We start from the raw sequence: 26,685 nt of genomic DNA on the forward strand, positions 1-26,685 counted from the left end.
TTGCCCCGGGGATGCGCTACCATGGTCCCCCCTTTCTGCAGATGCTCCTCGAACGCCATGCATTGTCCTTTCTGCGGCGCCCACGACACCAAGGTCATCGATTCGCGGCTGGTCGCAGAAGGCGATCAGGTGCGTCGTCGTCGCGAGTGCCTGGCTTGCGAAGAACGCTTCACTACCTTCGAGACCGCCGAGCTGGTCATGCCCCGCCTGATCAAGCAGGACGGCAGTCGCCAGCCCTTCGACGAAGAGAAGCTGCGCGCCGGCATGCAGCGGGCACTGGAGAAGCGTCCGGTGAGCATCGAACGTCTCGAGGCGGCCATCGCCCATATCAAGCACAAGTTGCGCGCCACCGGCGAGCGCGAGGTGAAATCTCGGGTACTGGGCGAACTGGTGATGGTCGAGTTGCAGAAGCTCGATGAAGTCGCCTACATCCGTTTCGCTTCGGTCTATCGCCGCTTCCAGGATCTCAACGAGTTCCGCGAGGAAATCGAGCGCCTGGCCCGCGAGCCCTCGAAAGACTGATGGCCACCAGCGATCAGGCCTACATGGCCTGCGCCCTGGAGCTGGCGCGCAAGGGCATCTACTCAACCCATCCCAATCCGCGCGTCGGTTGCGTCATCGTTCGTGATGGCGAGGTCGTCGGTGAAGGCTGGCACGTCCGCGCCGGTGAGCGCCATGCCGAAGTCCATGCCTTGCGCCAGGCCGGCGATCTGGCCCGTGGCGCCACTGCCTACGTCACTCTCGAACCTTGCAGCCATCACGGCCGCACGCCGCCGTGCGCCGATGCGCTGGTGGCAGCCGGAGTCGGGCGCGTGGTTGCCGCCATGCAGGACCCAAATCCCCAGGTCGCCGGCCGCGGCTTGCAACGTCTGGCAGATGCGGGCATCGCCGTGGAGAGCGGCGTGCTGGAGGCTGAAGCGCGTGCACTGAATGCCGGCTTCATCAAGCGGATGGAACAGGGGTTGCCCTTCGTCAGGGTCAAGCTCGCCATGAGCCTTGATGGCCGCACCGCCATGGCCAGTGGCGAAAGCCAGTGGATTACCGGTCCGGCGGCCCGCTCGGCGGTGCAGCGCTTGCGTGCCCGCGCCAGCGTCGTGTTGACCGGCGCTGACACCGTGCTTACCGATGCTGCACGCCTGACCGTACGTGCCGACGAATTGGGTCTGGACGCTGAGCTCACTGCGCTGGCCGTCAGTCGCCCGCCGCTGCGGGTGCTGGTGGACGGGCGCCTGCGGGTGCCGCTGTCAGTACCTTTCTTCCAGGCCGGCCCGACACTGGTGGCGACCGCCCGCGCGGGCGCCCAGGATGGTTACCCGGGCCACGAGCTGCTGGTGTTGCCGGGTGGCGATGGCCATGTCGATCTGCGCCGACTGTTGCAGGAGCTGGCCAACCGGGGTGTCAACGAGGTCCTGGTGGAGGCCGGCCCTAGCCTTGCAGGGGCCTTTGCCCGTGCCGGACTGGTGGATGAGTACCAGATTTTCATCGCCGCCAAGTTCCTGGGTTCCAGCGCCCGCCCGCTGCTTGACTGGCCGCTGGCACGTATGGCCGAGGCCCAGGAATTGAAGATCGTGGAAATGCGCGCCGTAGGCGACGACTGGCGAGTCATCGCGGTGCCTCGCTCTACTGCCTGATTTCCCCGCCGCCAACATGGCCGAACAGGCCGATGCAAGTTCGTTACGACTGTGATAAAACGCCTGCCAGCCAGTTCGATGCTGGCTGAAACGTTCTCAGGGCGGGGTGCAAGTCCCCACCGGCGGTAATTGCGTGCCAAGCGCATAGCCCGCGAGCGCTCGTCCATGGCGAGGTCAGCAGACCCGGTTAGATTCCGGGGCCGACGGTAATAGTCCGGATGAAGAGAGAACGGGATTGCCTGCCTGGGCCAGCGTACGTCCGTGCCAGTGCCCGTCAGATCCCTTTCGATCCGATACGCCCTGTTTTTCACGAAACAGGAGTTACATCGATGTCATATGCAACAACCCAGATCCTTCCGGCGCCGGCGGCTTGCCTGCGCGCGGGCGAGGGGTGGGCGCCTATAATGCGTCTTTCACCGGCTTCTGTCGGTTCGCTGCAAGCTCTGGAGGTCCCATGTTCACCGGCATAATCGAAGCCATCGGCACCATCCGTGCGATCACCCCCAAGGGGGGCGACGTTCGTGTCCTGGTGGAAACCGGCAAGCTGGACCTCGGTGACGTCAAGCTCGGCGACAGCATCGCGGTCAATGGCGTCTGCCTCACCGCAGTGGAACTGCCCGGTAACGGCTTCTGGGCCGACGTCAGCCGCGAAACCCTGGCTCGCACTGCCTTTGACGACCTCAAGGCCGGTAGTCCGGTCAACCTGGAAAAGGCCCTGACTCCCACCAGCCGTCTTGGCGGCCACCTGGTCAGCGGCCATGTCGATGGCATCGGCGAAGTCGTGGCGCGGGAAGACAATGCGCGCGCCGTGCAATTCCGCATCCGTGCGCCGCGCGACCTCGCGAAGTACATCGCCCTCAAGGGCTCGATCACCGTGGATGGCACCAGCCTGACGGTGAACTCGGTAAATGGCGCAGAGTTCGAACTGACCATTGTCCCGCACACCCTGGCCGAGACCATCATGGTCGACTACCGCCCCGGTCGCCGCGTGAACCTGGAGGTCGACCTGCTGGCCCGCTACCTGGAGCGCCTACTGCTGGGTGACAAGGCGGCTGAGCCCCAGTCCACCGGCCTGACCGAAAGCTTCCTCGCCGAACACGGCTACCTCAAACACTGAATTCAGAAGGAGGGCCCATGGCTCTCAACAGCATCGACGAACTGATCGAAGACATCCGCCAGGGCAAGATGGTCATCCTCATGGATGACGAGGATCGCGAGAACGAAGGCGACCTGATCATGGCCTCCGAGTGCGTGCAGGCCGAGCACATCAACTTCATGGCCCGCTTCGCCCGTGGCCTGATCTGCATGCCGATGACCCGCGAGCGTTGCGAACTCCTGAAGCTGCCGCTGATGGCGCCGCGCAACGGTTCCGGCTTCGGCACCAAGTTCACCGTCTCCATCGAGGCGGCCGAAGGTGTGACCACCGGTATCTCCGCCGCCGACCGCGCACGCACCGTACAGGTGGCCGCGGCCAAAGGTGCCAAGGCCGAAGACATCGTCAGCCCCGGTCACATCTTCCCGTTGATGGCTCAGCCAGGCGGTGTGCTGGCCCGCGCCGGTCACACCGAGGCGGCTTGCGACCTGTCGCGCATGGCTGGCTTCGAGGCCAGCGGCGTGATCTGCGAGATCATGAACGACGACGGCACCATGTCCCGTCGCCCCGAGCTAGAGGCCTTCGCCGCCGAGCACGGGATCAAGATCGGCACCATCGCCGACCTCATCCACTATCGCCTGATCCATGAACGCACCGTCGAGCGCATCGCCGAGCAGCCGCTGGATAGCGAACTGGGCCACTTCAACCTGGTGACCTATCGTGATTCCGTGGAAGGCGATGTGCACATGGCGCTGACCCTGGGCAAGATCTGCCCGGAAGAACCGACCCTGGTGCGGGTCCACAACATGGACCCGCTGCGCGACCTGTTCATGGTCAACCAGGAAGGCCGCTGGAGCTTGCGCGCTGCCATGAGCGCGGTGGCCAAGGCCGGTAGCGGCGTAGTGCTGCTGCTGGGCAACCCGCTGACCGGCCCGCAGCTGCTGGCGCACCTGGAGCGTCAGCTGGGAGCGGAAACCAAGGTCACCAATCCGACCACCTACAGCACCGTCGGTGCCGGATCGCAGATTCTCCGCGACCTCGGGGTGCGCAAGATGCGCCTGATGAGTTCGCCGATGAAGTTCAACGCGATATCCGGTTTCGACCTGGAAGTTGTAGAATACCTGCCCGCTGAATGACCCGCAGGGCTCCGACCGTCAAGGCCGGGGCCCTCGCTCTTTAATTGACGAGAACTCGCCCATGTCCCTGAAGACCATCGAAGGTACCTTCATCGCCCCCAAAGGCCGCTATGCCCTGGTGGTCGGCCGTTTCAACAGTTTCGTCGTGGAAAGCCTGGTAAGCGGCGCCGTAGACGCTCTGGTTCGCCACGGTGTCAGCGAAAACGACATCACCATCATCCGCGCTCCCGGCGCGTTTGAGATCCCGCTGGTAGCCCAGAAGGTCGCCCAGCAAGGCGAGTACTCCGCCATCATCGCCCTCGGCGCGGTCATTCGTGGCGGCACCCCGCATTTCGAATACGTTGCCGGTGAGTGCACCAAGGGCCTGGCCCAGGTTTCCATGGAGTTCGGCGTTCCGGTCGCCTTCGGCGTGCTGACCGTCGACTCCATTGAGCAAGCCATCGAGCGTTCCGGCACCAAAGCCGGCAACAAGGGCGCAGAAGCTGCCCTGTCCGCCCTGGAGATGGTTAGCCTGCTGGCTGCCCTGGAGGCCAAGTGAGCAACGCAGACGGTTCGGCGCCCAAGGCACCGAAAGGCAAGATTGCAGCCCGTCGCCAGGCCCGCAGCCTGGCGATGCAGGCACTCTACTCCTGGCACATTGCTGGTCAGCCGCTCAACGAAATCGAGGCGCAGTTCCGCGTCGACAACGATTTCAGCACGGTAGACGGTGCCTACTTCCACGAGATCCTGCACGGCGTGCCGCGCCAGAAGACTGAGATCGATGCGGCCTTCCTGCCTTGCCTGGATCGTGCCCTTGAAGAAGTGGACCCGGTAGAGTTGGCGATCCTGCGCCTGTCGACCTTTGAGCTGATGAACCGCCAGGACGTGCCGTATCGCGTGGTTATCAACGAAGGCATCGAACTGGCCAAGGTGTTTGGTGCCACCGACGGGCACAAGTTCGTCAACGGCGTGCTGGACAAGCTGGCACCGCGCTTGCGGGCCGCCGAAGTCCGCGGCGGCAAGCGCTGATTGCAGCTCGCGCGTGGGTGAGTTCGAGCTGATCCGCCGTTTCTTCGCCTCCGCCGCATGCGCGGCCGGGGGCGAAGGCATTGCCCTTGGCATTGGCGACGACTGCGCCCTGCTTCAGCTACCGGCTGGCGAGCAGCTGGCGATCTCCACCGACACACTGGTGGCTGGCGTGCATTTCCCCGATGACGCCGACCCCTTCCTCCTTGGCCAGCGTGCTCTGGCGGTTTCCGCCAGTGATCTGGCAGCCATGGGCGCCAAGCCCATCGCCTTCACCCTTGCCCTGACCCTGCCCGACGCCCGCGCCGACTGGCTCGAAGGCTTCGCCCGCGGACTCTGTGCAATGGCGAGCGATTGCGGAATCGGACTGGTCGGTGGTGATACCACGCGTGGACCGCTAAGCCTGACCCTCACCGTGTTCGGCCGCGTCCCGGCCGGCCAGGCGCTGACCCGCGCCGGGGCGCGTCCGGGTGACCTGCTCTGCGTGGGCGGTAGCCTGGGCGATGGCGGTGGGGCATTGCCACTGGTGCTTGGCGAGCGTCAGGAACGAGGGCCAGAGGTGGATTACCTGCTGCAACGCTACTGGGCGCCACAGCCTCAGCTGGCCCTCGGCCAGGCGCTGCGTGGACGGGCCACAGCAGCCCTGGACATTTCCGACGGACTACTTGCCGATTGCGGTCATATCGCCGCAGCCTCCGGCGTGGCACTGCTGGTGGAAACCACCAAGCTGCCGCTGTCTTCGGCACTCGAAAGCCTCTTTTCCAGGGAATTCGCGCTCAATTGTGCGCTGTCCGGTGGCGACGACTACCGCCTGGCCTTTACCCTGCCCGCCAGTGAGCTGGCCGCCATCCGGGCGGACTGGCCGGAAGTGGCAGTGATCGGCCGCGTCGCAGCCGGGCAGGGTGTTCATCTGCTGGACGATGCCGGCGCAATACTTCAGCCGCCGGCACTGGGCTATCAACATTTCGGGAGTCAAGGTGACTGATCGCGAATCGGCCACGCCGCAACCCATCCCCCATTCGGTGTGGAGCAACCCCTGGCACTTCATCGCCTTCGGCTTTGGCTCGGGAACCTTGCCCAAGGCCCCGGGTACCTGGGGGTCGCTGGTGGCGCTGCCATTCATCCCGCTTTGGCAGATGCTGCCGGACTGGGGCTACTGGCTGATGCTGGGCCTCACCATGCTGTTTGGCTTCTGGCTGTGCGGCAGGGTCGCCGATGACCTGCGTGTCCACGACCATGAAGGCATCGTGTGGGATGAGATGGTCGGCATGTGGATCACCCTCTGGTTGGTGCCGGAAGGTTGGCACTGGCTTTTGCTGGGCTTCCTGGTCTTCCGCGTAATGGACATCCTCAAGCCTTGGCCGATCCGCTGGATCGACCGCCACGTCCACGGCGGCGTGGGCATCATGCTCGACGATGTGCTGGCCGGTGTCTTCGCCTGGCTGGCAATGCAACTCATCGTCTGGGGCGTAGCCTAGTCTTGTCAGGACCAGCGGCCACGATGAGCTGGTAGACGGAGGCGCAATGCGGAGCTGGATTCTGGCGGTTCTGATCGGTTGCCTGCTGCTCCCCGCAGCGTGGGCCGACGAGTTCCCGTCCAATGAAATCCACCTCGCCAGCGAGGTCTGGCCCGAGCACACCGAGGCAAACGGCAAAGGGCTTGGCTGGGACATCCTGCGCAAGGTCTACGAACCCGAAGGCATCCAGCTCAAGATTCACTCCGTACCCTATACCCGCTCCATTGGCCTGGTGCAGCGCGGCGAGGCAGATGCCTGGGTCGGCTCCTATCGCAATGAGGTCCAGAGCGCGTACTACCCGCGCTGGCACTACGACGCCGACCAGGTCAGCGCACTCTCGCTGCGTTCAACCCCGGTTCCCACCCTGGCCACCCTCGGCCAGTACCGCCTGGCCTGGATTCGTGGTTACGACTACCAGGACTACCTGCCGAATCTGAAGCACTTCAAGGAAATCCAGCGGCGCAGCGGCATACTCTCGATGCTCGAACTGGGGCACGTGGACTTCTACATCGACGCCCGAACCGAAGTCAACGACGTGCTGGAGAGCGCGGCCGAGCCCGGCAAGTACCGTGTAACCCCGCTGGCGCGCCTGCCGTTGTACCTGGGCTTCGCCGACACGCCGCGTGGCCGTCGCCTGGCGGACATGTTCGACCGTCGCATGGACGCATTGGTCGCCAGTGGCGAGCTTCGTCCGCTGTTCGTCCGCTGGAAACAACCCTATGCCTTCGACAAGGAGCTGGAGAAACCCCATGTCGCGCCCTGATCTGCGTATCGCCGCCTTCCTGCTGGCGCTCGTTCCGCTGCTTGTCGACGCCACCCAGGTTCAGGTAGTCGGGCTTTTCCCCGGCGCTGCGGTACTCAACGTCGATGGCCAGCGCAAGCTGGTGAAGGTCGGACAGACCGGCCCTGGCGGTGTCCAGGTCATCAGCGCCGACAGCAAGGGCGCGGTGCTGCGGGTCGATGGGGTCGAGCGAAGTTACAGCCTTTCGCGTGAATACAATCCGTCCGGCACGTCCATCGGCCCTGCAGGCTCCGGCAGCCCGCCGGCGCCCCAGAAAACCCAGTTGAGCATTGCCCGCGGCAATAACGGCCACTACCAGGTGGCCGGTTCCATCGAGGGTCATCCGGTGCAGTTCCTGGTGGACACCGGCGCCACCAGCGTTGCCATGAACGAGAACCAGGCACGCCGCCTGGGTATCGACTACCGGGTCAAGGGCCAGCCGATGAAGGCCAGCACCGCCGCTGGCACAGTCAACGCCTGGCGGGTGACTCTCGATCGCATCAAGGTCGGGAGCATCGAAGTGCTCGGCGTGGAAGGCGCGGTGGTCGAGGGTGAGGCGCCAGTGGATGTGCTGCTCGGCATGAGCTTCCTGAATCGCGTGCGCTGGCGCGAGGAGCAGGGGGTGCTGATGCTGGAATCCAAGTTCTGACTCGCTTCCTTCGAGCCAACCGATACTTATCCCCAACTATTCAAACTGACCGGCCAACTAGCGCTGCTGTTACAATGCCGGCCTTGCAAATTTCCAGGAGTTTCACGGTGTCTGTCGTATTCGTCGCCGCCTCCCAGCTACCCACTCCGTTCGGCGTGTTCACCATGCACGGCTTCCTCGATGAGGCCAGTGGCAAGGAACATGTAGCGCTGACTCTGGGTGATGTGGCCAATGGCGAACCTGTCCTGGGCCGTCTGCACTCCGAGTGCCTGACCGGCGATGCCCTGTTCAGCCTGCGCTGCGATTGCGGCTTCCAGTTGGAAGCGGCCCTGAGTGCCATCGCTGAAGCCGGTTGCGGCGTGCTCCTTTACCTGCGCCAGGAAGGTCGTGGCATTGGCCTTCTGAACAAGATTCGCGCCTACGAGCTACAGGACGCCGGTGCCGACACCGTGGAAGCCAATGAACGCCTTGGTTTCGGCGCCGATCAGCGCGACTACGCCATGTGCCAGCCGATGCTGGAACACTTGGGCGTCAGCGCCATCAAGCTGATGACCAACAACCCGCGCAAGGTCAAGGCATTGGAAAGCTACGGCCTCAACGTGGCTGAGCGCGTCCCGCTGCAGACCGGCCTGAACAAGCACAACCGCAAGTACCTGGCGACCAAGGCGGGCAAGCTCGGGCATATGCTCGGCAACCTGCACCAGGCGGAAGCCGAGTCGTGACCCGCAAGGAAGTCCGCCGCCAGTTGGCCCTGGCCTGGTGGCGCCAGGTGGGCTACACCCTGGTGCCGTTGCTGGTCATGGGCTACCTGTTCGGTGATGGCGAGCCGGCACTGCCGGTCTTGCAGATGCCGCTCTTTATCGTCGCCCTGGCATCCATGTTCCTCAGCCTGCCGATGTTTTCCGCCTACAAGCGTGCCCTGGTGGCGACCGAAGCCGCCCTTGGCCGGGCCGAAGAGCCAGGAGCCTGGCAGGAACTGGCGCGCCAACGCCGCAAGGCATTCGTCGCTGCCGGCCTTCCGGCGTGGATAGCCGCGCTGGCAGTGCCATTCGGCCTCAACGCCGTGGCCTTGGTTCTCCTGGCCATGAGCAGCCTGGTGATGCTCTACCTCTACCGAATCCCCCGCCAGCTCGGCTGATGCGCCGACTGCTCGCCTTCCTGCTGCTGTGCCTGGCGCTACCCGCTGCGGCGCAGTTGCGGGTAGTCAGCCTGGCACCTTCCCTGACTGAAACCATGCTCGACCTCGGCGCCGGCGATCTGCTGGTGGGCGTGCTCGACGGTGGCGAGCGGCCGGCCGACCTCTCCGGCCTGCCGTCCGTGGGACGCTACGGCCAGCTCCAGGCAGAAAGCTTGCTCAGCCTCAAGCCTGACCTGGTGTTGCTGTGGCCCGACAGTGTCGGAGCTGCCGGTCGCGAGCAGCTGAAGCGGCTTTCCATTCCCCAACTGGTGGTCGAACCCAGGGACCTGGGCCAACTGGCGCAGTCTTTCATCTCAATTGGCGAGCGAGTCGGACGCGCGGATCAGGGTCGCCAACTGGCAGCGCGTTTCGAGGCTGGGTTGGCGGAACTGCGCCAGCGTCATCAACGCGACGTGCCGCTGAAGGTCTTCTATCAGGTGTGGGACAAGCCGCTGTACACCCTGGGCGGGCAGCAGATCGTCAGCGATGCCCTGAAGGTCTGTGGAGCGGAAAACGTTTTCGCCGACCTGTCATTGCCGGCACCGCAAGTGGGCGTCGAAGCGGTTCTGCAGCGTGACCCGGCGGTGATCCTGGTGAGCGAGCCGGGCCAGGCCAGCGCCTGGGCGTCCTGGCCGCAACTGGCTGCGGTGAAGAACCAGCGGGTCTGGCCCGTGCCGGACCGGGGGTTGGAGCGCCCGAGCTTCCAGATGCTGGAGGCGACCAGGAAGCTGTGCCGCTTGCTGGAGACTGCAAGGTAGGGTGCCATGTGCACCGACGGAGGCTTGGTGCGCGCGGCGCACTCTACAGGCGTGTAACCCAGTGATATCCGGGAAGACTTGTACGCCACTCCCGGATTGCATCCGGACCATGGATTGCTTGTGGGAGCGCATTCATTCGCGAATGAATCGCCCCCACAGTTTCAGGTGACGATCAGAGCCCCAGCAACGCCAGGCGAGCGCGCACCGACGCCTCGATACCCGCCGCATCCAGCCCGCACTCGGCGAGCATTTCCGCCGGTTTGGCGTGTTCGACGTAGTAGTCGGGCAGCCCCAGGTGCAGCACCGGCTTGAGCAGGTTCTCGCGGGCGAGGAACTCACTGACGGCGGCGCCAGCGCCACCCATCACGCTGTTCTCCTCGATAGTCACCAGCAGTTCGTGGCTACCGGCCAGTTCACGCACCAGCGCTTCGTCCAGGGGTTTGACGAAACGCATATCGACCACTGTGGCATCGAGGCCTTCGGCCACTTGCAGGGCGTCGGCCAGTTGCACGCCGAACACCAGCATCGCGACCTTCGAACCCTTGCGACGGACCACACCCTTGCCGATTTCCACCGGCGCCAGGGTCGCATCGATCGGTGCGTTCGGGCCGCTGCCGCGCGGGTAGCGCACCGCTGCCGGGCCTTCGAAGTGGTAGCCGGTGGTCAGCAGCAGGCGCAGTTCGTTCTCGTCACTCGGCGTCATCACCAGCATGCCGGGGATGCAGCGCAGGTAAGAGAGGTCGAAGCTGCCCGCGTGGGTCGGGCCGTCTTCACCTACCAGGCCGGCGCGGTCGATGGCGAACAGCACATCGAGATTCTGCACCGCCACGTCGTGGATCAACTGGTCGTAGCCGCGCTGGAGGAAGGTGGAATAGATGGCCACCACCGGCTTGGCGCCGTCGCAGGCCATGCCGGCCGCCAGGGTCACAGCGTGCTGCTCGGCGATGGCCACGTCGAAGTAACGATCCGGGAAGCGCTCGCTGAAGGCCACTAGGTCGGAGCCTTCCTTCATCGCCGGGGTGATGCCCACCAGGCGCGGGTCCTGCCCGGCCATGTCGCACAGCCACTGGCCGAACACGCTGGAGTATTTCGGGCCGGAAGGTTTCTTCGGTGCGGCCGGGGCCTTGATCGGCTCCAGCTTGGTAATCGCGTGGTAGCCGATGGGATCGACTTCCGCCGGGGCGAAACCCTTGCCCTTCTTGGTCACCACGTGGAGGAACTGCGGGCCCTTGAGGTCGCGCATGTTGCGCAGGGTGGCGACCAGGGTGGGCAGGTCGTGGCCGTCGATGGGGCCGATGTAATTCCAGCCGAGCTCCTCGAACAGCGTGCCAGGAACCAGCATGCCCTTGGCATATTCCTCGGTGCGGCGAGCGATTTCCCAGGCGCCGGGCAGGCGCGAGAGCACCTTCTTGCTGCCTTCGCGCATGCTGGCGTAGGTACGGCTGGAGAGGATCTTCGCCAGGTAGTTCGACAGGCCGCCGACATTGCGCGAGATCGACATGTCGTTGTCGTTGAGGATCACCAGCATGTCGGCCTGCACGTCCGACGCGTGGTTGAGCGCCTCGAAGGCCATGCCTGCGGTCAGCGCGCCGTCGCCGATCACGGCGATCGACTTGCGGTTTGAACCCTGCATGCGGGCGGCGATAGCCATGCCCAGGGCGGCGCTGATGGAGGTGCTGGAGTGGCCGACGCCGAAGGTGTCGTACTCGCTCTCCACGCGGCGTGGGAAGGCGGCGACGCCGTCCTTCTGGCGCAGGGTGCCCATCTGCTCGCGGCGCCCGGTGAGGATCTTGTGCGGATAGGCCTGGTGGCCCACGTCCCAGACCAGCCGGTCGTCGGGTGTGTCGTAGACGTAGTGCAGGGCGATGGTCAGTTCCACCACGCCCAGGCCGGCACCGAAGTGTCCGCCGGTCTTGCCGACGGTATAGAGCAGGTACTGGCGCAGTTCGTCGGCCAGGGTTTCCAGCTCAGCCTCACCAAGCCGGCGCAGTTGATCCGGCGTCGCCGCGCGGTCGAGCAGGGGCGTGACGGGGCGTTCGCGGGGAATCTCGTGGAACGTCGTGGGCATCAGGCGAATCGTTATAGGAAAAAAAAGATGGGCAAGTTTACCTGATGCGTTGGTAACTGCCCAAACACGCTGTCAGTCAGTTCGTAGCAGCCTGTGCGATCTGCTACGCCGGGTAATGGCGGGACAGGAAGTCCAGCAGCAACGGATTCACCAGGTCAGGGCGCTCGTTCTGTAACCAGTGGCCGCAATCGGGTAACCGGGTCTGCTCCAGGCGCGGCACCAGGCTGGCCATGCGCTTGAGCGTGTAAGCCTCCAGTTGTGCGACCGGGTCGAGGTCGCCGACGAGAAACAGCGCGGGCTGCTCGACCTGCGTGCTTGCCAGGAATTCGGTCTGCTCCCAGTTGCGGGTGAAGTTGCGGTACCAGTTGAGCGGCCCGCGAAAGCCCTGTCGGGTCAGGGTGCGGCGGTAGACGGCGAATTCCTCGGCATCGCACCAGCCGGGGAGGGCGGGCGACTCGCTGAGGCCATCCAGCAGGCCGGCGCCGGCGGGCCGGTCGCGCAGCACCGCGTCGCCCAGGTCGCTCAGCAGGAGGCGAAGACTGCGGTCGAGGTCGGCATCCAGTTCCGCCTCGGCCACACCAGGCTCCTGGAAGTAGAGGATGTAGTTGAAGCGACCGGCATTGGCCTCGCGCATGATCTCGATGGCTGGACGCTTGGGACGCCCACCGAAGGGCACCGACATGGCGCCCATGGCACGGATGCGGCGCGGCTCCAGTAGCGCCAGGTGCCAGGCCACCGGCGCGCCCCAGTCATGGCCGATCACGCAGACATCGGTCTGCTCGAGGCTGTCCATGGCGGCCTGGATGTCTGCGCAAAGGGTCAGCAGTGCGTAATCTTCGATCGCTTCAGGGGCACTGCTCTCCCCATAGCCACGCATTTCAGGTACCAGCACCCGATAGCCGGCTTCCACCAGCGGCGTTATTTGCTGGCGCCAGGAGAACCAGCATTCGGGGAAACCATGCAGCAGCCACACCGGTCGTCCCGCGGCGGGGCCGGCCATGTAAAGGCTCAGGGTTATGCCATTGACCGGCAGCAGGCGATGTTCGAGTGGCGGCATGACAGGCTCCGTTTCTTACCAGGTGTCGACGAAGGGGCGTTTCTTGCCAGAGCGGGGCGCCGGTCTGGGAGCGGCGTTCAACCCGCGCAGCAACCAGGAGCGGGTTTCCTGCGGGTCGATCACGGCGTCGATCTCCAGGAAGCTGGCCATGTTGATCGCCTTGCCGTTCTGGTAGGCCTTGGCAACCATCTTGTCGAACAGCAGTTGGCGCTCGGTCGGGTCTTCCACGGCTGCCAGCTCCTTGGCGTAGCCCAGACGGACTGCGCCTTCCAGGCCCATGGCGCCAAATTCGCCGCTGGGCCAGGCGATGGTGAAGATTGGCGAATGGAAGCTGCCCGCCGCCATGGCTTGGGCGCCCAGGCCGTAGCCCTTGCGCAGCACTACGGTGAAGTAGGGCACCGAGAGCCCGGCAGCGGCGACGAACATGCGCGAGACATGGCGCACCGTGGCCTGCTTCTCCGATTCCGGACCGACCATGAAGCCGGGGGTGTCGCATAGCGAGAGCATGGGGATGTCGAAGGCATCGCAAAGCTGCATGAAACGCGCGGCTTTGTCGCCGGCCTGGGCGTCGATGGCGCCGCCCAGATGCATCGGGTTGTTAGCCAGCAGGCCGAACGCCTTGCCTTCGATGCGGATGAAGGCCGTGATCAGGCCGGGCGCGAACGGTCGGCGCAGCTCCAGTACCGAGTCCTGGTCGGCCAGGGTTTCAATCAGTGCGCGTACGTCGTAGACCCGCAGGCGATTCTCCGGAATGGCCTGGCGCAACAGGCGCTGGTCGGCGCATTGCCAGTCGACCAGGTCGCCCTGGAAATAAGACAGGTACTGCCGGGCTACTCGAACCGCTTCGGCCTCATCCTCCACCAGCACGTCGATTACCCCGTTGGGGCCCTGGACGCTGCTGGGGCCGACTTCCTCCGGCGCGAAGCTGCCCAGGCCGCCGCCTTCGATCATGGCCGGGCCGGCCATGCCGATGCTGGCGTTCTTTGTCGCAATGATCACATCGCAGCAACCGAGCAGCGCAGCATTGCCGGCAAAGCAGCGGCCGGAAACCACACCCACCAACGGCACCAGGCCGGACAGTCGCGCCATGCCCACGAAGGTGTGGCAGTCCAGCCCCGCCACACCGACGAAGTCCGAATCCCCCGGCCGGCCACCGCCGCCTTCCGCGAACAGCACCAGCGGCAGCCGCCATTGCTCGGCCAGGCCCAGCATGCGGTCGGTCTTCTTGTGGTTCATCACCCCCTGCGTACCGGCGAACACTGTGTAGTCGTAGGCGATGGTCATGCAACGGGCGGCCTCGCTGCTGAACCGGGTGGCGTTGACCGTGCCGATACCAGCCACCAGCCCGTCGGCCGGGCTCTGCTCTATCAGCTCCTCCAGCGACCGTCGCCGACGCTGGGCCGCCAGCGCCAATGCGCCGTACTCGATGAAGCTGCCTGCATCCAGCAGGTCGTCAAGGTTCTCTCGTGTCGTGCGCTGACCGGTCTTGCGCCGCCGGGCCACGGCCTGCGGGCGACGTTCATCGGTGGTGACTGCATGGCGTTCCAGCACTTCGGCAAGATCCGCGCGGATATGGGCAAGGTCGAGGCTCTCCTCGCTCAGCACCGCATCACCGACCACTTCCGCAGGTTCCAGGAACAGCAGCGGAGCGCCTTCGAACAGGCTGTCGCCCGGTGCCACGGCCAGTGCCCGGACGATGCCGCCCTGGACCGCCTTGACCACGAACTCCATCTTCATCGCCTCCAGCACCGCCACCGCCTGCCCGGCGGCAACGGCGTCGCCCACCTGCACATCGAGGCTGACCAGCACACCCTGGCTGGGCGCGTTCAGCGGCACACAGCCGGCCGGTGCGTCGGGTTGCCCGGTCGGGCCATTGCTGGCGGTTTTCGCGCCGCTGACGAACAGGTGTGGATGGGCAGCTTGTTGCGGGGCCAGGAGTTGACCGATTTCCCGCTCGATGAAGCGGGTGTCGACGCCATTTGCCAGTTCTGCACGACGTAGCAGGTTTTGCAGGAAGTGGATGTTGCTCGTCACCCCCTCGAGGCGGAATTCACACAGTGCGCGATAGGCGCGGCGCAGGGCGGCGGGCAGGTCGTCGCCCTGGACGATCAGCTTGGCCAGCAGCGAGTCGTAGCTGGGGTTGGTGGCGTAACCAGCGTAGCCATAGCCGTCGACACGGATGCCGGGGCCGCTGGGTGGATCAAAGGCGCTGATCAGTCCGCCAGCAGGGCGGGCACTGCCGTCGGCCTGCATGCTCTCCAGATTGATCCGCAACTGGACAGCGAAGCCGCGTGAGGCAATGGGCGCAAGAAGGCCCAGTTCGGCCAGGCTGGCGCCGGCGGCGAGACGGATCTGCGCCTGGACCAGGTCGATGCCTGTGATGGCCTCGGTGATGCAGTGTTCGACCTGGACGCGCGGGTTGGCTTCCATGAACACGAAATTGCCACGGGCTGCGTCCACCAGGAACTCGAATGTGCCGATACCGCGATAGCCCACGGCGGTGGCCAGGGTCAGCGCCGCATCGAGGATGCGCTGGCGCAGGTCCACATCCAGGTCGGGCGCAGGGGCGATCTCGACCACCTTCTGGTGACGTCGTTGCAGGCTGCAATCGCGCTCCCACAAATGCGTCACCTGCTCGCCGTCGCCCAGCACCTGCACTTCGATGTGCCGGGCGTTCTCGATCAGTCGCTCGACGTACAGGTCGCCATTGCCGAAGGCGGCGCGGGCCTCGGACTGGCAGCGCTCGAAGGCTTGTGCCAGCTCCGCCTTGTCGCGTACCGCGCGCATACCGCGCCCGCCACCACCGGCCAGGGCCTTGAGCATGATCGGGCCGCTTTCCAGCAGCGCGCCGGCTTCTTCCTGGGAAGTGGCGTGATTGCTTCCGGTGGCCAGCGGCAGGCCGCAGCGCGCGGCCAACTCACGGGCGCGGGCCTTGTCGCCGAACAGTTCCAGGGCCTCGGCCGAAGGCCCGATGAAACGGATGCCGACGGCTTCACACTGGCGGGCGAAATCGGCGTTCTCGCTGAGGAATCCGTAGCCGGGGTGCACGGCGTCGCAGCCATTCTCGAGCGCCACTTTCACCAATTGAGTGGCATCCAGGTAGGCCGCTGCGCCGCGGCCCACGAGCGGCACTGCGAGGTCGGTCTTGCGCAGGTGCAGGGACTGGTCATCGTCCTCGGCGTACACCGCGACGCTGCGGATGCCCAGTTCGGCGGCGGCGCGGGCGATGCGGATGGCGATTTCGCCACGGTTGGCGATCAGCAGGGACTGGATGGCTGTGGTCACGACTAGGGTCCTTGGCGTGCAATCCAGTGATCTTAGGCAGCGAGGGCCAATCGCCGCAGCCAACTGTGCCGCGACGAATACCCGCCACTCATGGCGGCTGATGATCCGGTGATATGGAATGTCCGAATCGGCCCTTGTGGCAGCCCGATGCCCTGCAGTATCTGTGGCGCCTCCATTTACTCCACAAGGACCGTCGATGAACGAGTTGCTGCACAGCCTGGACTGGGTGCTGCCCCTACGCAGCGACACGCTGACCCCGGTGATGCGCTTCTTTACTCTGCTGGGTTACGAGAAGTTCATCCTGTTCTTCCTGCCGCTGGGCTATTGGGCCTGGAACCGCGGGGTCTTCTTGCGGCTGCTGGTGCTGGTGGCCGTGACCGCACTGATCAACGCCTGGCTCAAGGATTACTGGCAGGACCCGCGTCCGGACATGACCCTGCGCATGGACCATGAGGTGGGCGACAGCTTCGGCCTGCCCAGCGGTCACGCGCAGATCGCCGTGGTGATCTGGTTCTGGTTGGCCTTCGAGCTGCGTCGCGCCTGGGCCTGGGTGGTCAGCGCCGGGGTGGTGACGGGGATCATTTTCAGCCGGCTCTACCTCGGTGCTCATGATGTGGAGGACGTGCTGGGTGGCTCGCTGCTGGGCATCGCCACCCTGTTGCTGTTCGCGCAGGTTCGGCAATGGAACTGGTGGCGCGAGGCCCACGGGCTTTGGCACCTGGCGCTGATCCTGCTGGTGTTCCTTGGCGCCTGGCAGACCTGGCCTGGGGTTGCGCCCAGCTATGTGCCGCTGCTGGCGGGGCTGATCATCGGCGTGTTGTGCGGCTATCGCCAGTTGGCGTTTTCCGCCGAGGTTGCCGTCTGGCGCCGCCTGCTGGCCGCAGGCATCGGTGCGGTGAGTTTCATCGTGCTGCAGAAAGCGCTGAAGCTGGCCGGTGGTGCCTGGCCGCTGGACCCGCAACTCTGGCAGGGGCTGCGCGGGCTGGTGATGGGCATGTTCGTAGCGGCAGCGATGCCCTGGATACTGGTACGCATGGGGCTGCTGGAAGCAGGTCGCACGCCACAGGGCGCTGCAGCCGAGCCGGTCGCCTGATAAAACCGAGGTTAATGTCGGACGGCGCGATCAGCTACGCCGTTCGACGATATAGCGCGCCAGGGCGCGCAGCGGCTCGGCGCTGTCACCGAGCGAGGCGACGGCCCGCAGGGCCTGGTCACGCAAATCCAGGGCATAGGCCTTGGCATTGTCGAGGCCGAGCAGGGCAGGGTAGGTGGGCTTGTCGTGGGCCTCGTCCTTGCCCTGGGTCTTGCCCAGGGTGGCGGTATCGCTTTCCACGTCGAGAATGTCGTCCTGCACCTGGAAGGCCAGGCCGATTGCGCGGGAGTAAATGCGCAGCGCTGCCAGTGTCGCAGGGTCGGCACGGCCACTGGCCAGGGCACCGAGGCGCACGCTGGCTTCGATCAGCGCACCGGTCTTGTGACGGTGCATGGTTTCCAATGCCGCCTGGTCGAGTTTCAGCCCTACAGAACCCAGATCGATGGCCTGGCCGCCAACCATCCCGGCGGGACCAGCGGCCTGGACGAGGCTGGCGATCATCGCCAGGCGGGTTTCAGCATCGTGCGGGTTGCGCTGGGCATCGGCCAGCACTTCGAAGGCCAGTGCCTGCAAACCGTCGCCGGCGAGAATGGCGCTGGCTTCGTCGAAGGCGATATGGGTGGTGGGCTGGCCACGACGCAGGTCGTCGTCGTCCATCGCCGGCAGATCGTCATGAACCAGGGAATAGGCGTGGATCAGCTCCACCGCGCAGGCCGCACCATCGGCCCGCGCCACATCGCCGCCCAAGGCTTCGCAAGCTGCGTAGACCAGCAGCGGGCGCACGCGTTTGCCGCCGTTCATCACGCTGTAGCGCATAGCCTGGTAGAGACGTTCGAGCGGCGCGAGCGGAGCGATGAACAGCTCGGCGAGGGTTGCATCGACTCTCTCCTGGCAGCGGGTCTGGTAGCCGGAAATCATGCTTGCTCGTCCGCGTCGAAGGGCGCTTCCTCCAGCTGGCCGTCGCGTTCCAGCAGGATCTGCACCTTCTGTTCGGCCTGGTTCAGCGCGGACTGGCATTCACGGGTCAGGCGGATGCCTTGCTCGAAGGCGCTGAGGGAGTCCTCCAGCGAGAGCTCGCCACTTTCCAGGCGTTCCACCAGGGTCTGCAGTTCGGCGAGGGACTGTTCGAAATCGGGGGAGGCTTTCTTGCGGGCCATGTTGCTGTCTCGCGGCGGTCGAATCGGGCGCGACACTAGCAGAGGCGCACCTTGCGGGCAAATGAAGGGGGCGGATGGTTGCTGGGGCTTGGTGAGGAACCTGTAGGGGCGAATGAATTCCCCCCTACAAGAGCGCGTTCGGTGAAGTCCGTAGGGTGGGCTTCAGCCCACCAAGGGAGGTTCGGCGTCCAGTGGGAGCGAATTTATTCGCGAATGAATTCGCTCCCACACTCAGGCGGTGAAGAAGTAATACACCGTCATCCCCGTCCCTACGGCGATCACCAGCCAGCGCAACCAGCTGGTCGGCAGCCGCCGGGCCAGCGCGCCGCCTGCATAACCGCCACAACTGGCGGCACCGAGCAGCACGGCGAGTTCGGTCCAACTGACCCTGCCTGCCGCCACGAAGGTCACCACCGCCACGCTGTAGATAGTGCTCGACAGCAGGTTCTTCAACGCGTTGGCGCGCAGCAGCGGATGGCCTTCGATGGAAAAGGCCGCCAGTTGCAGGATGCCCATGCCGGCGCCGAAGTAGCCGCCGTAGATGGCAACCAGGCTGTGAGACAGGTGGCTGGCAAGGCCGTGGGGCGGAAGCCCGCCGGCTGCGTGCTGGCGGTTGATCAGCCTGCTCAGCCAGGGACTGGCAGCGAACAACAGGGTGGCGGCCAGCAGCAGCCAGGGAATCAGCCGGCGGAATGTCTCGTCGCCACCGGCCAGCAACAGCAGGCCGCCGCCCAGTCCGCCCAGAAGGGACACCAGCACCAGCGGCACCACGTAGCGACCCAGCGGACGCAGTTGTTCGCGTGCCGCCCAGCTGGCGGCCAGGCTGGCGGGCCACAGGGCCACGGCGTTGGTAGCGTTGGCGGTGACAGGGGGCAGGCCGGCCGCGAGCAGGGCGGGGAAGGAGAAAAACGTTCCGCCGCCGGCAAGGGCATTCATGCCCCCCGCCGCGAAGCCGGCGACCAATAGGAGGAAGAAATCGTGGAGGCTCATGAGCAGGCGCGCAAAAGCCGGCAGGTTACCCTCGAGAATGAACGGTGGCAAAGGACGGGCGAACGGTCTCCTGCCTGATTGGCCGCCGACCAGTGAGCCGAATCGCTGATAAGTGGAGACGCGTGTTTTCGCGGTAGCAGTATGCTTTCAACAACTCGTATGGGGCGGGGGCGGTAAGCGCAAGGAAGCCCACTCCACAAGCCTTCCCGGGCAGTAACTGAGGAAGGTGACAAGGTAGAGATCCACGCTTTAGCGTCAGACCGGAACCGGGTTATACAGCCCCGATTCCGGCCTCTTTCATTGTGCTTTCGGATCGTCCGCCAGCAGGGCGAAACCTTCACGGTTGTCGCTGACGATGCGGAAATGCTCGCTTTGGCCGGTCTCCACATGGGCGGCCTTCTCACGACGCAGACGACCTTTGGAGCAGAGGGTGTCGTCGGTTTCGTCGATGCCGATGCCGACAATTCGATCACCGGGCGGCACCTGGAAGCTGGCAACCTCGCCGATACCGATGCGCGCCGCCAACTGGCGATCCACATGCACGGCGATGTAGCAGCCGCTGCCCAATCCGCCCATGTCGCGGTTCACCACGATCTGTCCACCGCCTTCTACCGGGTCCTGGAACGCCAGCAAACGGTCGGCCGGGACTGGGATGATGTGTTCCTGCTCGGCCCGGTAGGACGAGCAACCGGCGAGCAGGAGCAGAGAAACAGCGGCACAGGTCAGACGCATGGAGCCCTCCTTGGGCGGAAACGCGAAAGCGCTGCTGGAACTCTAGTGGATGGAGTAGGGAATGCCACGCCGATCGGCGATCGTTCTCGCCTGAAGGATTGGCAGGGAGTACCCGGCGCGAGTCACCCCTCTGCCTGCGGGAGAGGGGCCGGGGGTGAGGGAAACCCGCTCGGCACCCAAGGCCGGCCCATAACGACCGGCTCAAGTAGCGTGAGAACCAGCCTCCCCCGACTCAGCCTTCGGCGCGAACGCGATCGCGGATGGCTTCCTGCTCCGGGCTAGGGGCCTTCTGCAGCTGGAAGTCGAAGTCGATTTCGGCAACCCGACCTACCACGCCATGGCGGTTTTCGCCGAAGCGCACCTCGCCCACCAGCCCGTCGCGGGTGGCATAGGCGAAGTCGTCCCACAGGTATTCGTCGCCCGACAGGTTGATCTGGGTGGTCAGGTGGCGATAGCCCGGTGCGGAGATGAAGAAGTGGATGTGTGCCGGACGATTGCCGTGGCGGCCCAGGTGGTTCAGCACTTCCTGGGTGGTGCCATCCGGCGGGCAGCCGTAGCCGGACGGCACGATGCTGCGGGCGCGGTAGCGGCCATCGGCATCGGTGACGATGCGGCGACGCAGGTTGTAGTCCGACTGGGTGGTGTCGAAGTAGGAGTAGGTGCCCTTGGTGTTGGCGTGCCACAGGTCGACCACGGCGCCGGCAATCGGCTTGCCCTCGGCATCCTTCACCTGCCCCTGGAGGAACATCACGGTGCCGGCATCGGTGCCGTCGTCCATGCGCGTTTCGCCTTCGGACAGCGGCGCGCCAGCCACGTACAGCGGACCTTCGATGGTGCGCGGGGTGCCGCCGGACAGGCCGGCCTGCTCGTCCTGGGCATCCAGCAGCAGGTCCAGGTAGTGCTCCAGGCCAAGGCCGGCTACCAGCAGGCCGGCTTCGCCGCGGGCGCCCATGCGGTTGAAGTAGTCCACCGCTTTCCAGAACTCTTCGGTGGTGACTTCTAGGTCTTCGATGATCTTGATGGAGTCGACCAGGATGCGGTTCACCAGTTGCTTCATGCGCGGGCTGCCCCGATCGTTGTTGAAGCCGCTCACTTCCTGGAAGAACTTCTGGACGCTTTCGGTGCTGGACAGTTTGTTGCTCACGGTTGGGCCTCATGTTTTTGTTGTGGGCCAGAACCCTTGAGCAAGGGCGGTGCCAGTTTGGTGATGGTCGATAAGTATTTGATTGCAAATAAATTAAAAAGAGCCGGATGCCGTGCGCAAGGCACCCGGCTTGATCAGGTCGTCAACCCGGGCGCGGGCGTTTGCTCATTTGCTCAATCGCGTCTTCCGCCGGCAGCTTCTTCAAGCGGTAGGCCAGGGCCGGGCGGGTCATGCCGAGCAGGCGTGCGGCTTCCGAGACATTGTTCTGGGCGCGCTTCATCGCCCCCTGCATCAGCGCCTCTTCGACCGTGTCCAGGCTGACGCCGCTGTCGATCAGGCGCTCAACCCAATCCGGCTCGACGCTCGGCGTCGCTTCCACCAGCGCACCATCGCTGGAAAGGCCGATGCTATGGGCCTCGTGAGAAAGGTGCGGGAAGAGCGCATCCGCGCTGATGCTCTGATTGGCGTCGGTGGTGATCACGCCACGCTCGACCAGGTTTTCCAGCTCGCGGATGTTGCCTGGCCAGTCATAGCGCATACAGGCCTCCAGGGCCCGGTCGGAAAGTCCCAGGGTGGTCTTGCCGTAGGCGGTATGCAGCCGCGATAGAAAGTGATCCACCAGCAGCGGAATGTCTTCCTTGCGCTCGCGCAGCGACGGAATGAACACCGGATAGACGTTCAACCGATAGTAGAGGTCGGCGCGGAAGCGTCCATCCTTGACTGCTTTGGCCAGGTCCTCGTGGGTGGCGGCGACCACGCGCACATCAACCTTGCGAGTTTGCGAGTCGCCGACCCGTTCCAGTTCCTCCTCCTGCAACACGCGTAGCAGGCTGGCCTGGGCGCGCGGCGTGAGTTCCACCACTTCGTCGAGGAACAGGGTGCCGCCATTGGCGCGTTCGAAGCGGCCCATGCGCGAGTGCTGGGCACCGGTATAGGCGCCACGCTCGACACCGAACAGCTCGGCCTCGATCAGGTCCGGCGGGATCGCGGCGCAGTTCAGGGCCACGAAGGGGCCGCTGGCGCGTTCGCTGCGCAAGTGCAGGCTGCGCGCCATGACCTCCTTGCCGACTCCCGTATCGCCCAGCAGCAGGACCGAAGCCTTGCCTGGCGCAGCCTTGTCGATCAGCGTGCAAGCCCTGCGGTAGAGCGGAGCCTTGCCGATGCCGTAGAACTGCCCGGCGTCCTGCTGCAGGCGCTGGCGCATGTTGGCCACCTGTACTTGCAGGGCCTGGAGTTCTTCGATGATGGGGTCGCACTGGAAGTAGCGCATGAACTCCTCGGCGTCTTCCCATTCCTCCACCGGCTTGCCGATGATGCGGCAGCGCGAGTCGCCGCAGCCACGGCAGCTGACTTCCTTGTAGAGCACCTGGCGACCGAGAAAGAACGACGAGTAACTGATGGCGTAGCCGAGCAAGGTCCAGCACACCGGCTGGTCGGATGACATGCCTTCGGCGCGGCAGTTCTCCACCTCGTAGGAGTTCTGCCATTCGAGGTCGGCGTAGAACTGGCCGTTCTCGATATCGATGTTCATCTCCAGCGGGTTGACCTTGACCATGCCCTTGAGCGAGTGCAGCTGCGGGCCGGTGAGGAACATCTCCACCGCGTCGGCATCGGGGCGCAGCTTGCGTGCCAGTTCGGCGTCCTTCAGGCCGGACTGATAACCCAGGCGCAGGAAAAATCCCTTGGCGCGCTCGACGCCGAGCATGTCCACCAGCTCGCGGCGGAAGGAGCCCATGGCGGCGGCCTGGAGCAGGAGCATGCGCTGCTCGTCGAGCCAGATCTTGCCCTCGTTGTCGAGGAAGCGGATGCGGTCGGTCAGGTCCTTCAGCGTCGGGCTGTGCTCCGACGCCTTGTAATCAACTTTCATCGTGTTGCACCCCAGATTGTTCTTGTACGGGGAAGCCGGCGAGCCACCGCTCAGGCAGGCGGTTAAAAGGGTTCGACCGGACGGCCGGAGGACGCAAGGTGTGGCCGTGCTCTTTTTCTAAGCGGCCTGAAAGCCGGTGAAAAGTCAATCGCCTGTGCGCGTGGGGGAAGGTCGATTGGTGATTTGCTCAAGGGCACTCCGGCGATTGAGCAAATGGTGAAAAGCCATCGGACGAGAGCCGTGGTTCCCGATTCGTCCTGTTCTCGAAGAACTCGTAAAAAATCCATTAATAACAATGCCTTGTGTTTATTTCTGTGGGTTTTTCAAGGCCCTGGCACAGCCGTTGCTCTGCCCCTGGCAACCCGCCCATGGAGTTGCCTTGCATGAGCCAGCAACAGACTCGCTTCGATCAACTGCCGCGTTACGTCCGGGTGCGCAGCGAACCCGACGCCGTCTTCGTCGAGTTCGACTTCGCCATCGGCTATCCCGACCTCTTCGTCGAACTGGTTCTGCCACGCGCAGCCTTCACCAGCTTCTGCGAGCAGAACCGGGTTCAGCACATGGATGCGGAGATGGCCGAAGCCATCGACGCCGACATGGAGAAGTGGCGCTACGGCGAGAGCCGCGATCAGGCCGACTGATGGCCTGACCACGACGCGCCGACTCCCCACAACAACAAGTACAGGACGCCCTGCATGAGCATCGAGATCAAGACGGCAACGGCCGAGCCGATCCGCCAGACCTTCAGCCACACCCGCCGGCGTTTCGGCGACAAGCCTGCCAGCCGCTACCAGGAGGCCAGCTTCGACATCGAGGCCGCCACCAACTTCCATTACCGCCCACTGTGGCAGCCGGACAAGCTGCTCAACGACGCCACCCGCACCGCCATTCGCATGGCTGACTGGTACGCCGTCAGCGACCCACGCCAGTTCTACTACGGCGCCTACGTGCAGACTCGCGCCAGGATGCAGGAGAACGCCGAGCACGATTACGCCTTCTGCGAGAAGCGCAACCTGCTGGCTGGTCTGGATGCCGCCAGCCGCGATCAGATCGCCCGCCTGCTGCTGCCCCTGCGCCATGCGGAGCTCGGCGCCAACATGAACAACAGCGGCATCGCCGCCGACGGTTTCGGCACCAGCCTGACCCAGCTGCACATGTTCCAGGCCATGGACCGACTCGGTATCGCCCAGTACCTGTCGCGCATCGGCCTGATGCTCGATGACGGTGGCACCGACCTGCTCGCCGAGGCCAAGCAGCAGTGGATGCAGGATCCGGCCTGGCAGGGCCTGCGTCGCTACGTGGAAGACACGATGGTAGTGCGTGACTGGTTCGAGCTGACCCTGGCGCAGAACCTGGTCAGTGATGGCCTGCTTTACCCGCTCCTGTTCCACAAGTTCGATGAACAGCTCTGCGCCCAGGGTGCCGGCCAGGTAGGGATGCTCACCGAGTTCATGCGCCTCTGGTTCGCCGAGACCCAGCGCTGGGTCGATGCCTTGGTGAAAACAGTCGCCAGCGAAAGCGTTGATAACCGCCAGCTCGTCGAAGGCTGGATCGGTCAGTGGCAGGCCCGCGCCCTGGAAGCCCTGGCGCCGCTGGCAAACATCGGCCCCGGTAGCGTCGCCCTCGACACCGTGGCCGGCGAGTTCGCCGCCCGCCTGAAGAAAATCGGCCTTGTAGGAGCCGCGCAATGACTTCCCTCGTCTACATCGCCTTCCAGGACAACGACAACGCCCGCTACATCGTCGAGGCCATCGTCCAGGACAACCCCCACGCCGAGATCCAGCACCAGCCGGCCATGATCCGTGTCCAGGCCGAACAGCGCCTGGAGATCAATCGCGCCACGGTGGAGGAAAAGCTCGGCCGCGAGTGGGACGTGCAGGAAATGCTCATCGACGTCATCACCCTCGGCGGCAACGTCGAGGAAGACGAAGACCGCTTCGCCCTGCACTGGAACTGACCCGCGCACAACGACAAGAATCGGGAGAGCCACCATGGCCGCCAAACGCCTGAACCAGAAAGACAAGTACCGCTGCCTGACCCGCGACCTGGCCTGGGAGCCGAGCTACCAGAGCAAGGACGATATCTACCCCTATGAGCGCTTCGAGGGCATCAAGATCACAGATTGGGACAAGTGGGAGGACCCCTTCCGCCTGACCATGGACGCCTACTGGAAGTACCAGGCCGAGAAGGAGAAGAAGCTCTACGCGATCTTCGATGCCTTCTCCCAGAACAATGGCCATACCAACCTGTCCGACGCGCGCTACGTCAATGCGCTGAAGCTGTTCCTCTGCGGCGTGACTCCGCTGGAGTACCAGGCCTACCAGGGCTTCGCCCGAGTCGGCCGGCATTTCGGCGGGGCCGGGGCGCGGGTTGCCTGCCAGATGCAGGCGATCGACGAACTGCGCCACGTGCAGACCCAGATTCACGCCATGAGTCACTACAACAAACACTTCAACGGCCTGCATGACTTCGCCCACATGCACGATCGGGTGTGGTTCCTCTCGGTGCCCAAGTCCTTCTTCGAGGACGCCCGCACGGCTGGCCCGTTCGAGTTCCTCACGGCCATCTCGTTCTCGTTCGAGTACGTACTGACCAACCTGCTGTTCGTGCCCTTCATGTCCGGTGCCGCCTACAACGGCGACATGGCCACCGTCACCTTCGGCTTCTCGGCGCAATCCGATGAGGCCCGGCACATGACCCTCGGCCTGGAAGTGATCAAGTTCCTGCTGGAGCAGCACGAGGACAACGTGCCGATCATCCAGCGCTGGATCGACAAGTGGTTCTGGCGCGGTTACCGCCTGCTGACGCTGGTGGGGATGATGATGGACTACATGCTGCCGAACAAAGTCATGTCCTGGGCCGAGGCCTGGGAGGTGTACTACGAGCAGGCCGGCGGCGCGCTGTTCAAGGATCTGGAACGCTACGGCATCCGCCCGCCGAAGTACGTCGAGCAGACCACCATTGGCAAGGAGCACATCAGCCACCAGGCCTGGTCGATCTTCTACCAGTACAGCCAGGCCACCAACTTCCACACCTGGATTCCCACGGACGAGGAACTGGACTGGCTCTCGGCCAAGTACCCGGACACCTTCGACCGCATCTACCGTCCGCGCTATGAGCAATGGCGCGAGATGCAGGCGCGCGGAGAACGCTTCTACAACAACACGCTGCCGATGCTCTGCCAGATCTGCCAGATCCCGCTGGCCTTCACCGAGCCGGATGCGGATACGACGCTAAGCCATCGCAGTGTCGTGCATGGCGGCGAGCGCTTCCATTTCTGCTCCGACGGCTGCTGCGACATCTTCCAGTACGAGCCGGAGAAGTACGTCCAGGCCTGGCTTCCGGTGCACCAGATTCTCCAGGGCAACTGCGGCGGCGCAGATGTCGAGGCGGTGGTGCGCGACTACTACAACATCGCCTTCGGCCAGGACAACTTCGACTACCAGGACTCGCCGGAGCACCAGCGCTGGCGAGAGTGGCAGGGCGACAAGCCCGCCGACCTCCCCAAGGCCGGTTGAGTCCCGTGGCGGGTGCTGCGCGCCCGC

At 64.7% G+C, this 26,685-nt stretch carries 27 protein-coding genes and 1 riboswitch; of the genes, 18 read left to right on the forward strand and 9 right to left on the reverse strand.

Annotation, left to right across the window (positions count from 1 at the left end; translation table 11 throughout):
• Positions 1–57: 57 nt before the first annotated feature.
• From nrdR to SA496_RS00980, 13 genes are all read left to right on the forward strand, one after another.
• The gene (gene nrdR / locus SA496_RS00920; RefSeq protein WP_120653236.1) at positions 58–522 is read left to right on the forward strand and encodes a transcriptional regulator NrdR; all 465 of its coding nucleotides are present in this window, start codon (positions 58–60) and stop codon (positions 520–522) included.
• A complete protein-coding gene (gene ribD / locus SA496_RS00925; protein WP_330114880.1) occupies positions 522–1,631 on the forward strand; it encodes a bifunctional diaminohydroxyphosphoribosylaminopyrimidine deaminase/5-amino-6-(5-phosphoribosylamino)uracil reductase RibD in 1,110 nt (369 codons plus the stop codon). The genes nrdR and ribD overlap by 1 nt, the downstream gene beginning before the upstream one ends.
• Positions 1,632–1,719: 88 nt before the next feature.
• Positions 1,720–1,866: riboswitch (FMN riboswitch) on the forward strand.
• 219 nt (positions 1,867–2,085) lie between these two features.
• The gene (locus SA496_RS00930) at positions 2,086–2,748 is read left to right on the forward strand and encodes a riboflavin synthase (RefSeq protein WP_330114881.1); all 663 of its coding nucleotides are present in this window, start codon (positions 2,086–2,088) and stop codon (positions 2,746–2,748) included.
• A gap of 17 nt (positions 2,749–2,765) precedes the next feature.
• Positions 2,766–3,860 carry a bifunctional 3,4-dihydroxy-2-butanone-4-phosphate synthase/GTP cyclohydrolase II gene (ribBA, locus tag SA496_RS00935; RefSeq protein ID WP_120653233.1) on the forward strand — a complete coding sequence of 365 codons (1,095 nt, stop codon included), beginning with the start codon at positions 2,766–2,768 and terminating at the stop codon, positions 3,858–3,860.
• A gap of 61 nt (positions 3,861–3,921) precedes the next feature.
• Positions 3,922–4,398 (forward strand): 6,7-dimethyl-8-ribityllumazine synthase, encoded by a 477-nt coding sequence (gene ribH / locus SA496_RS00940; protein ID WP_120653232.1) that lies wholly within the window; start codon positions 3,922–3,924, stop codon positions 4,396–4,398.
• Positions 4,395–4,868: a transcription antitermination factor NusB gene (nusB, locus tag SA496_RS00945; RefSeq protein ID WP_120653231.1), complete on the forward strand. Its 474-nt coding sequence runs from the start codon at positions 4,395–4,397 to the stop codon at positions 4,866–4,868. Before ribH ends, nusB begins: the two co-directional genes overlap by 4 nt.
• A gap of 13 nt (positions 4,869–4,881) precedes the next feature.
• Positions 4,882–5,850 carry a thiamine-phosphate kinase gene (gene thiL / locus SA496_RS00950; protein WP_330114882.1) on the forward strand — a complete coding sequence of 323 codons (969 nt, stop codon included), beginning with the start codon at positions 4,882–4,884 and terminating at the stop codon, positions 5,848–5,850.
• Complete coding sequence (locus SA496_RS00955; protein WP_120653229.1) at positions 5,843–6,343, forward strand: phosphatidylglycerophosphatase A family protein; 501 nt, start codon at positions 5,843–5,845, stop codon at positions 6,341–6,343. Before thiL ends, SA496_RS00955 begins: the two co-directional genes overlap by 8 nt.
• A 46-nt stretch (positions 6,344–6,389) precedes the next feature.
• A complete protein-coding gene (locus tag SA496_RS00960; protein WP_330114883.1) occupies positions 6,390–7,145 on the forward strand; it encodes a substrate-binding periplasmic protein in 756 nt (251 codons plus the stop codon).
• Positions 7,132–7,812 (forward strand): retropepsin-like aspartic protease family protein, encoded by a 681-nt coding sequence (locus SA496_RS00965; protein WP_153918428.1) that lies wholly within the window; start codon positions 7,132–7,134, stop codon positions 7,810–7,812. Before SA496_RS00960 ends, SA496_RS00965 begins: the two co-directional genes overlap by 14 nt.
• A gap of 107 nt (positions 7,813–7,919) precedes the next feature.
• Positions 7,920–8,534 carry a GTP cyclohydrolase II gene (gene ribA, locus SA496_RS00970; protein ID WP_120653226.1) on the forward strand — a complete coding sequence of 205 codons (615 nt, stop codon included), beginning with the start codon at positions 7,920–7,922 and terminating at the stop codon, positions 8,532–8,534.
• Entirely contained in the window at positions 8,531–8,950 is a 420-nt protein-coding gene (locus tag SA496_RS00975; RefSeq protein WP_120653225.1) for an MFS transporter, read from the forward strand. The genes ribA and SA496_RS00975 overlap by 4 nt, the downstream gene beginning before the upstream one ends.
• Complete coding sequence (locus tag SA496_RS00980; protein ID WP_120653224.1) at positions 8,950–9,747, forward strand: cobalamin-binding protein; 798 nt, start codon at positions 8,950–8,952, stop codon at positions 9,745–9,747. Before SA496_RS00975 ends, SA496_RS00980 begins: the two co-directional genes overlap by 1 nt.
• Positions 9,748–9,919: 172 nt before the next feature.
• On the opposite strand, the gene dxs is transcribed toward SA496_RS00980, so the two are convergent.
• The 3 genes from dxs to SA496_RS00995 all read right to left on the reverse strand — a co-directional run bounded on the left by dxs (position 9,920) and on the right by SA496_RS00995 (position 16,157).
• Positions 9,920–11,815: a 1-deoxy-D-xylulose-5-phosphate synthase gene (dxs, locus tag SA496_RS00985; protein WP_120653223.1), complete on the reverse strand. Its 1,896-nt coding sequence runs from the start codon at positions 11,813–11,815 to the stop codon at positions 9,920–9,922.
• Between the two features lie 103 nt (positions 11,816–11,918).
• Entirely contained in the window at positions 11,919–12,872 is a 954-nt protein-coding gene (locus SA496_RS00990; RefSeq protein ID WP_330114884.1) for an alpha/beta fold hydrolase, read from the reverse strand.
• Between the two features lie 15 nt (positions 12,873–12,887).
• Positions 12,888–16,157: an acetyl-CoA carboxylase family protein gene (locus SA496_RS00995; RefSeq protein ID WP_330114885.1), complete on the reverse strand. Its 3,270-nt coding sequence runs from the start codon at positions 16,155–16,157 to the stop codon at positions 12,888–12,890.
• A gap of 196 nt (positions 16,158–16,353) precedes the next feature.
• On the opposite strand from SA496_RS00995, the gene SA496_RS01000 reads away from it, so the two are divergent.
• Positions 16,354–17,250, forward strand: coding sequence for a phosphatase PAP2 family protein (locus SA496_RS01000; RefSeq protein WP_162945852.1), 897 nt, complete (start codon positions 16,354–16,356; stop codon positions 17,248–17,250).
• A gap of 30 nt (positions 17,251–17,280) precedes the next feature.
• On the opposite strand, the gene ispA is transcribed toward SA496_RS01000, so the two are convergent.
• The 6 genes from ispA to SA496_RS01030 form a co-directional block, all read right to left on the reverse strand.
• Positions 17,281–18,168 (reverse strand): (2E,6E)-farnesyl diphosphate synthase, encoded by an 888-nt coding sequence (gene ispA, locus SA496_RS01005; protein ID WP_330114886.1) that lies wholly within the window; start codon positions 18,166–18,168, stop codon positions 17,281–17,283.
• Complete coding sequence (locus SA496_RS01010; protein WP_120653218.1) at positions 18,165–18,407, reverse strand: exodeoxyribonuclease VII small subunit; 243 nt, start codon at positions 18,405–18,407, stop codon at positions 18,165–18,167. The genes ispA and SA496_RS01010 overlap by 4 nt, the downstream gene beginning before the upstream one ends.
• A 231-nt stretch (positions 18,408–18,638) precedes the next feature.
• On the reverse strand, positions 18,639–19,397 hold the full coding sequence (locus tag SA496_RS01015) for a sulfite exporter TauE/SafE family protein (RefSeq protein ID WP_153918436.1): 759 nt from the start codon (positions 19,395–19,397) through the stop codon (positions 18,639–18,641).
• A gap of 297 nt (positions 19,398–19,694) precedes the next feature.
• Complete coding sequence (locus tag SA496_RS01020) at positions 19,695–20,129, reverse strand: 3-isopropylmalate dehydratase (RefSeq protein WP_330114887.1); 435 nt, start codon at positions 20,127–20,129, stop codon at positions 19,695–19,697.
• A gap of 232 nt (positions 20,130–20,361) precedes the next feature.
• On the reverse strand, positions 20,362–21,273 hold the full coding sequence (gene catA, locus SA496_RS01025; protein WP_330114888.1) for a catechol 1,2-dioxygenase: 912 nt from the start codon (positions 21,271–21,273) through the stop codon (positions 20,362–20,364).
• Between the two features lie 142 nt (positions 21,274–21,415).
• The gene (locus SA496_RS01030) at positions 21,416–23,140 is read right to left on the reverse strand and encodes a sigma 54-interacting transcriptional regulator (protein ID WP_330114889.1); all 1,725 of its coding nucleotides are present in this window, start codon (positions 23,138–23,140) and stop codon (positions 21,416–21,418) included.
• Positions 23,141–23,523: 383 nt separating this feature from the next.
• On the opposite strand from SA496_RS01030, the gene SA496_RS01035 reads away from it, so the two are divergent.
• From SA496_RS01035 to SA496_RS01050, 4 genes are read left to right on the forward strand one after another with little or no spacing between them, the layout of a single operon-like run.
• Positions 23,524–23,781, forward strand: coding sequence for a phenol hydroxylase subunit (locus SA496_RS01035; protein ID WP_120653214.1), 258 nt, complete (start codon positions 23,524–23,526; stop codon positions 23,779–23,781).
• 54 nt (positions 23,782–23,835) lie between these two features.
• Positions 23,836–24,831 (forward strand): aromatic/alkene monooxygenase hydroxylase subunit beta, encoded by a 996-nt coding sequence (locus SA496_RS01040; RefSeq protein WP_120653213.1) that lies wholly within the window; start codon positions 23,836–23,838, stop codon positions 24,829–24,831.
• Positions 24,828–25,097, forward strand: coding sequence for an MmoB/DmpM family protein (locus SA496_RS01045; RefSeq protein WP_077524328.1), 270 nt, complete (start codon positions 24,828–24,830; stop codon positions 25,095–25,097). Before SA496_RS01040 ends, SA496_RS01045 begins: the two co-directional genes overlap by 4 nt.
• A 34-nt stretch (positions 25,098–25,131) precedes the next feature.
• Entirely contained in the window at positions 25,132–26,658 is a 1,527-nt protein-coding gene (locus SA496_RS01050) for an aromatic/alkene/methane monooxygenase hydroxylase/oxygenase subunit alpha (RefSeq protein ID WP_153919648.1), read from the forward strand.
• Positions 26,659–26,685 lie beyond the last annotated feature (27 nt).

It is taken from the genome of Pseudomonas sp. JS3066 (genome assembly GCF_036328175.1).
Taxonomy (GTDB): Bacteria; Pseudomonadota; Gammaproteobacteria; order Pseudomonadales; family Pseudomonadaceae; genus Metapseudomonas.

What these genes read in the sequence shown, in the direction of transcription:
- SA496_RS00990 (WP_330114884.1), bottom strand. Translation starts at nt 12,872, where the DNA reads ATGCCGCCACTCGAACATCGCCTGCTGCCGGTCAATGGCATAACCCTG.
- ribD (WP_330114880.1), top strand. Translation starts at nt 522, where the DNA reads ATGGCCACCAGCGATCAGGCCTACATGGCCTGCGCCCTGGAGCTGGCG.
- ribBA (WP_120653233.1), top strand. Translation starts at nt 2,766, where the DNA reads ATGGCTCTCAACAGCATCGACGAACTGATCGAAGACATCCGCCAGGGC.
- ribH (WP_120653232.1), top strand. Translation starts at nt 3,922, where the DNA reads ATGTCCCTGAAGACCATCGAAGGTACCTTCATCGCCCCCAAAGGCCGC.
- SA496_RS01045 (WP_077524328.1), top strand. Translation starts at nt 24,828, where the DNA reads ATGACTTCCCTCGTCTACATCGCCTTCCAGGACAACGACAACGCCCGC.
- SA496_RS01035 (WP_120653214.1), top strand. Translation starts at nt 23,524, where the DNA reads ATGAGCCAGCAACAGACTCGCTTCGATCAACTGCCGCGTTACGTCCGG.
- dxs (WP_120653223.1), bottom strand. Translation starts at nt 11,815, where the DNA reads ATGCCCACGACGTTCCACGAGATTCCCCGCGAACGCCCCGTCACGCCC.
- SA496_RS01000 (WP_162945852.1), top strand. Translation starts at nt 16,354, where the DNA reads ATGAACGAGTTGCTGCACAGCCTGGACTGGGTGCTGCCCCTACGCAGC.
- SA496_RS00980 (WP_120653224.1), top strand. Translation starts at nt 8,950, where the DNA reads ATGCGCCGACTGCTCGCCTTCCTGCTGCTGTGCCTGGCGCTACCCGCT.
- SA496_RS00965 (WP_153918428.1), top strand. Translation starts at nt 7,132, where the DNA reads ATGTCGCGCCCTGATCTGCGTATCGCCGCCTTCCTGCTGGCGCTCGTT.
- SA496_RS00930 (WP_330114881.1), top strand. Translation starts at nt 2,086, where the DNA reads ATGTTCACCGGCATAATCGAAGCCATCGGCACCATCCGTGCGATCACC.
- SA496_RS01040 (WP_120653213.1), top strand. Translation starts at nt 23,836, where the DNA reads ATGAGCATCGAGATCAAGACGGCAACGGCCGAGCCGATCCGCCAGACC.
- SA496_RS00960 (WP_330114883.1), top strand. Translation starts at nt 6,390, where the DNA reads ATGCGGAGCTGGATTCTGGCGGTTCTGATCGGTTGCCTGCTGCTCCCC.
- SA496_RS01030 (WP_330114889.1), bottom strand. Translation starts at nt 23,140, where the DNA reads ATGAAAGTTGATTACAAGGCGTCGGAGCACAGCCCGACGCTGAAGGAC.
- SA496_RS01010 (WP_120653218.1), bottom strand. Translation starts at nt 18,407, where the DNA reads ATGGCCCGCAAGAAAGCCTCCCCCGATTTCGAACAGTCCCTCGCCGAA.
- SA496_RS01050 (WP_153919648.1), top strand. Translation starts at nt 25,132, where the DNA reads ATGGCCGCCAAACGCCTGAACCAGAAAGACAAGTACCGCTGCCTGACC.
- ispA (WP_330114886.1), bottom strand. Translation starts at nt 18,168, where the DNA reads ATGATTTCCGGCTACCAGACCCGCTGCCAGGAGAGAGTCGATGCAACC.
- nrdR (WP_120653236.1), top strand. Translation starts at nt 58, where the DNA reads ATGCATTGTCCTTTCTGCGGCGCCCACGACACCAAGGTCATCGATTCG.
- SA496_RS01015 (WP_153918436.1), bottom strand. Translation starts at nt 19,397, where the DNA reads ATGAGCCTCCACGATTTCTTCCTCCTATTGGTCGCCGGCTTCGCGGCG.
- SA496_RS01020 (WP_330114887.1), bottom strand. Translation starts at nt 20,129, where the DNA reads ATGCGTCTGACCTGTGCCGCTGTTTCTCTGCTCCTGCTCGCCGGTTGC.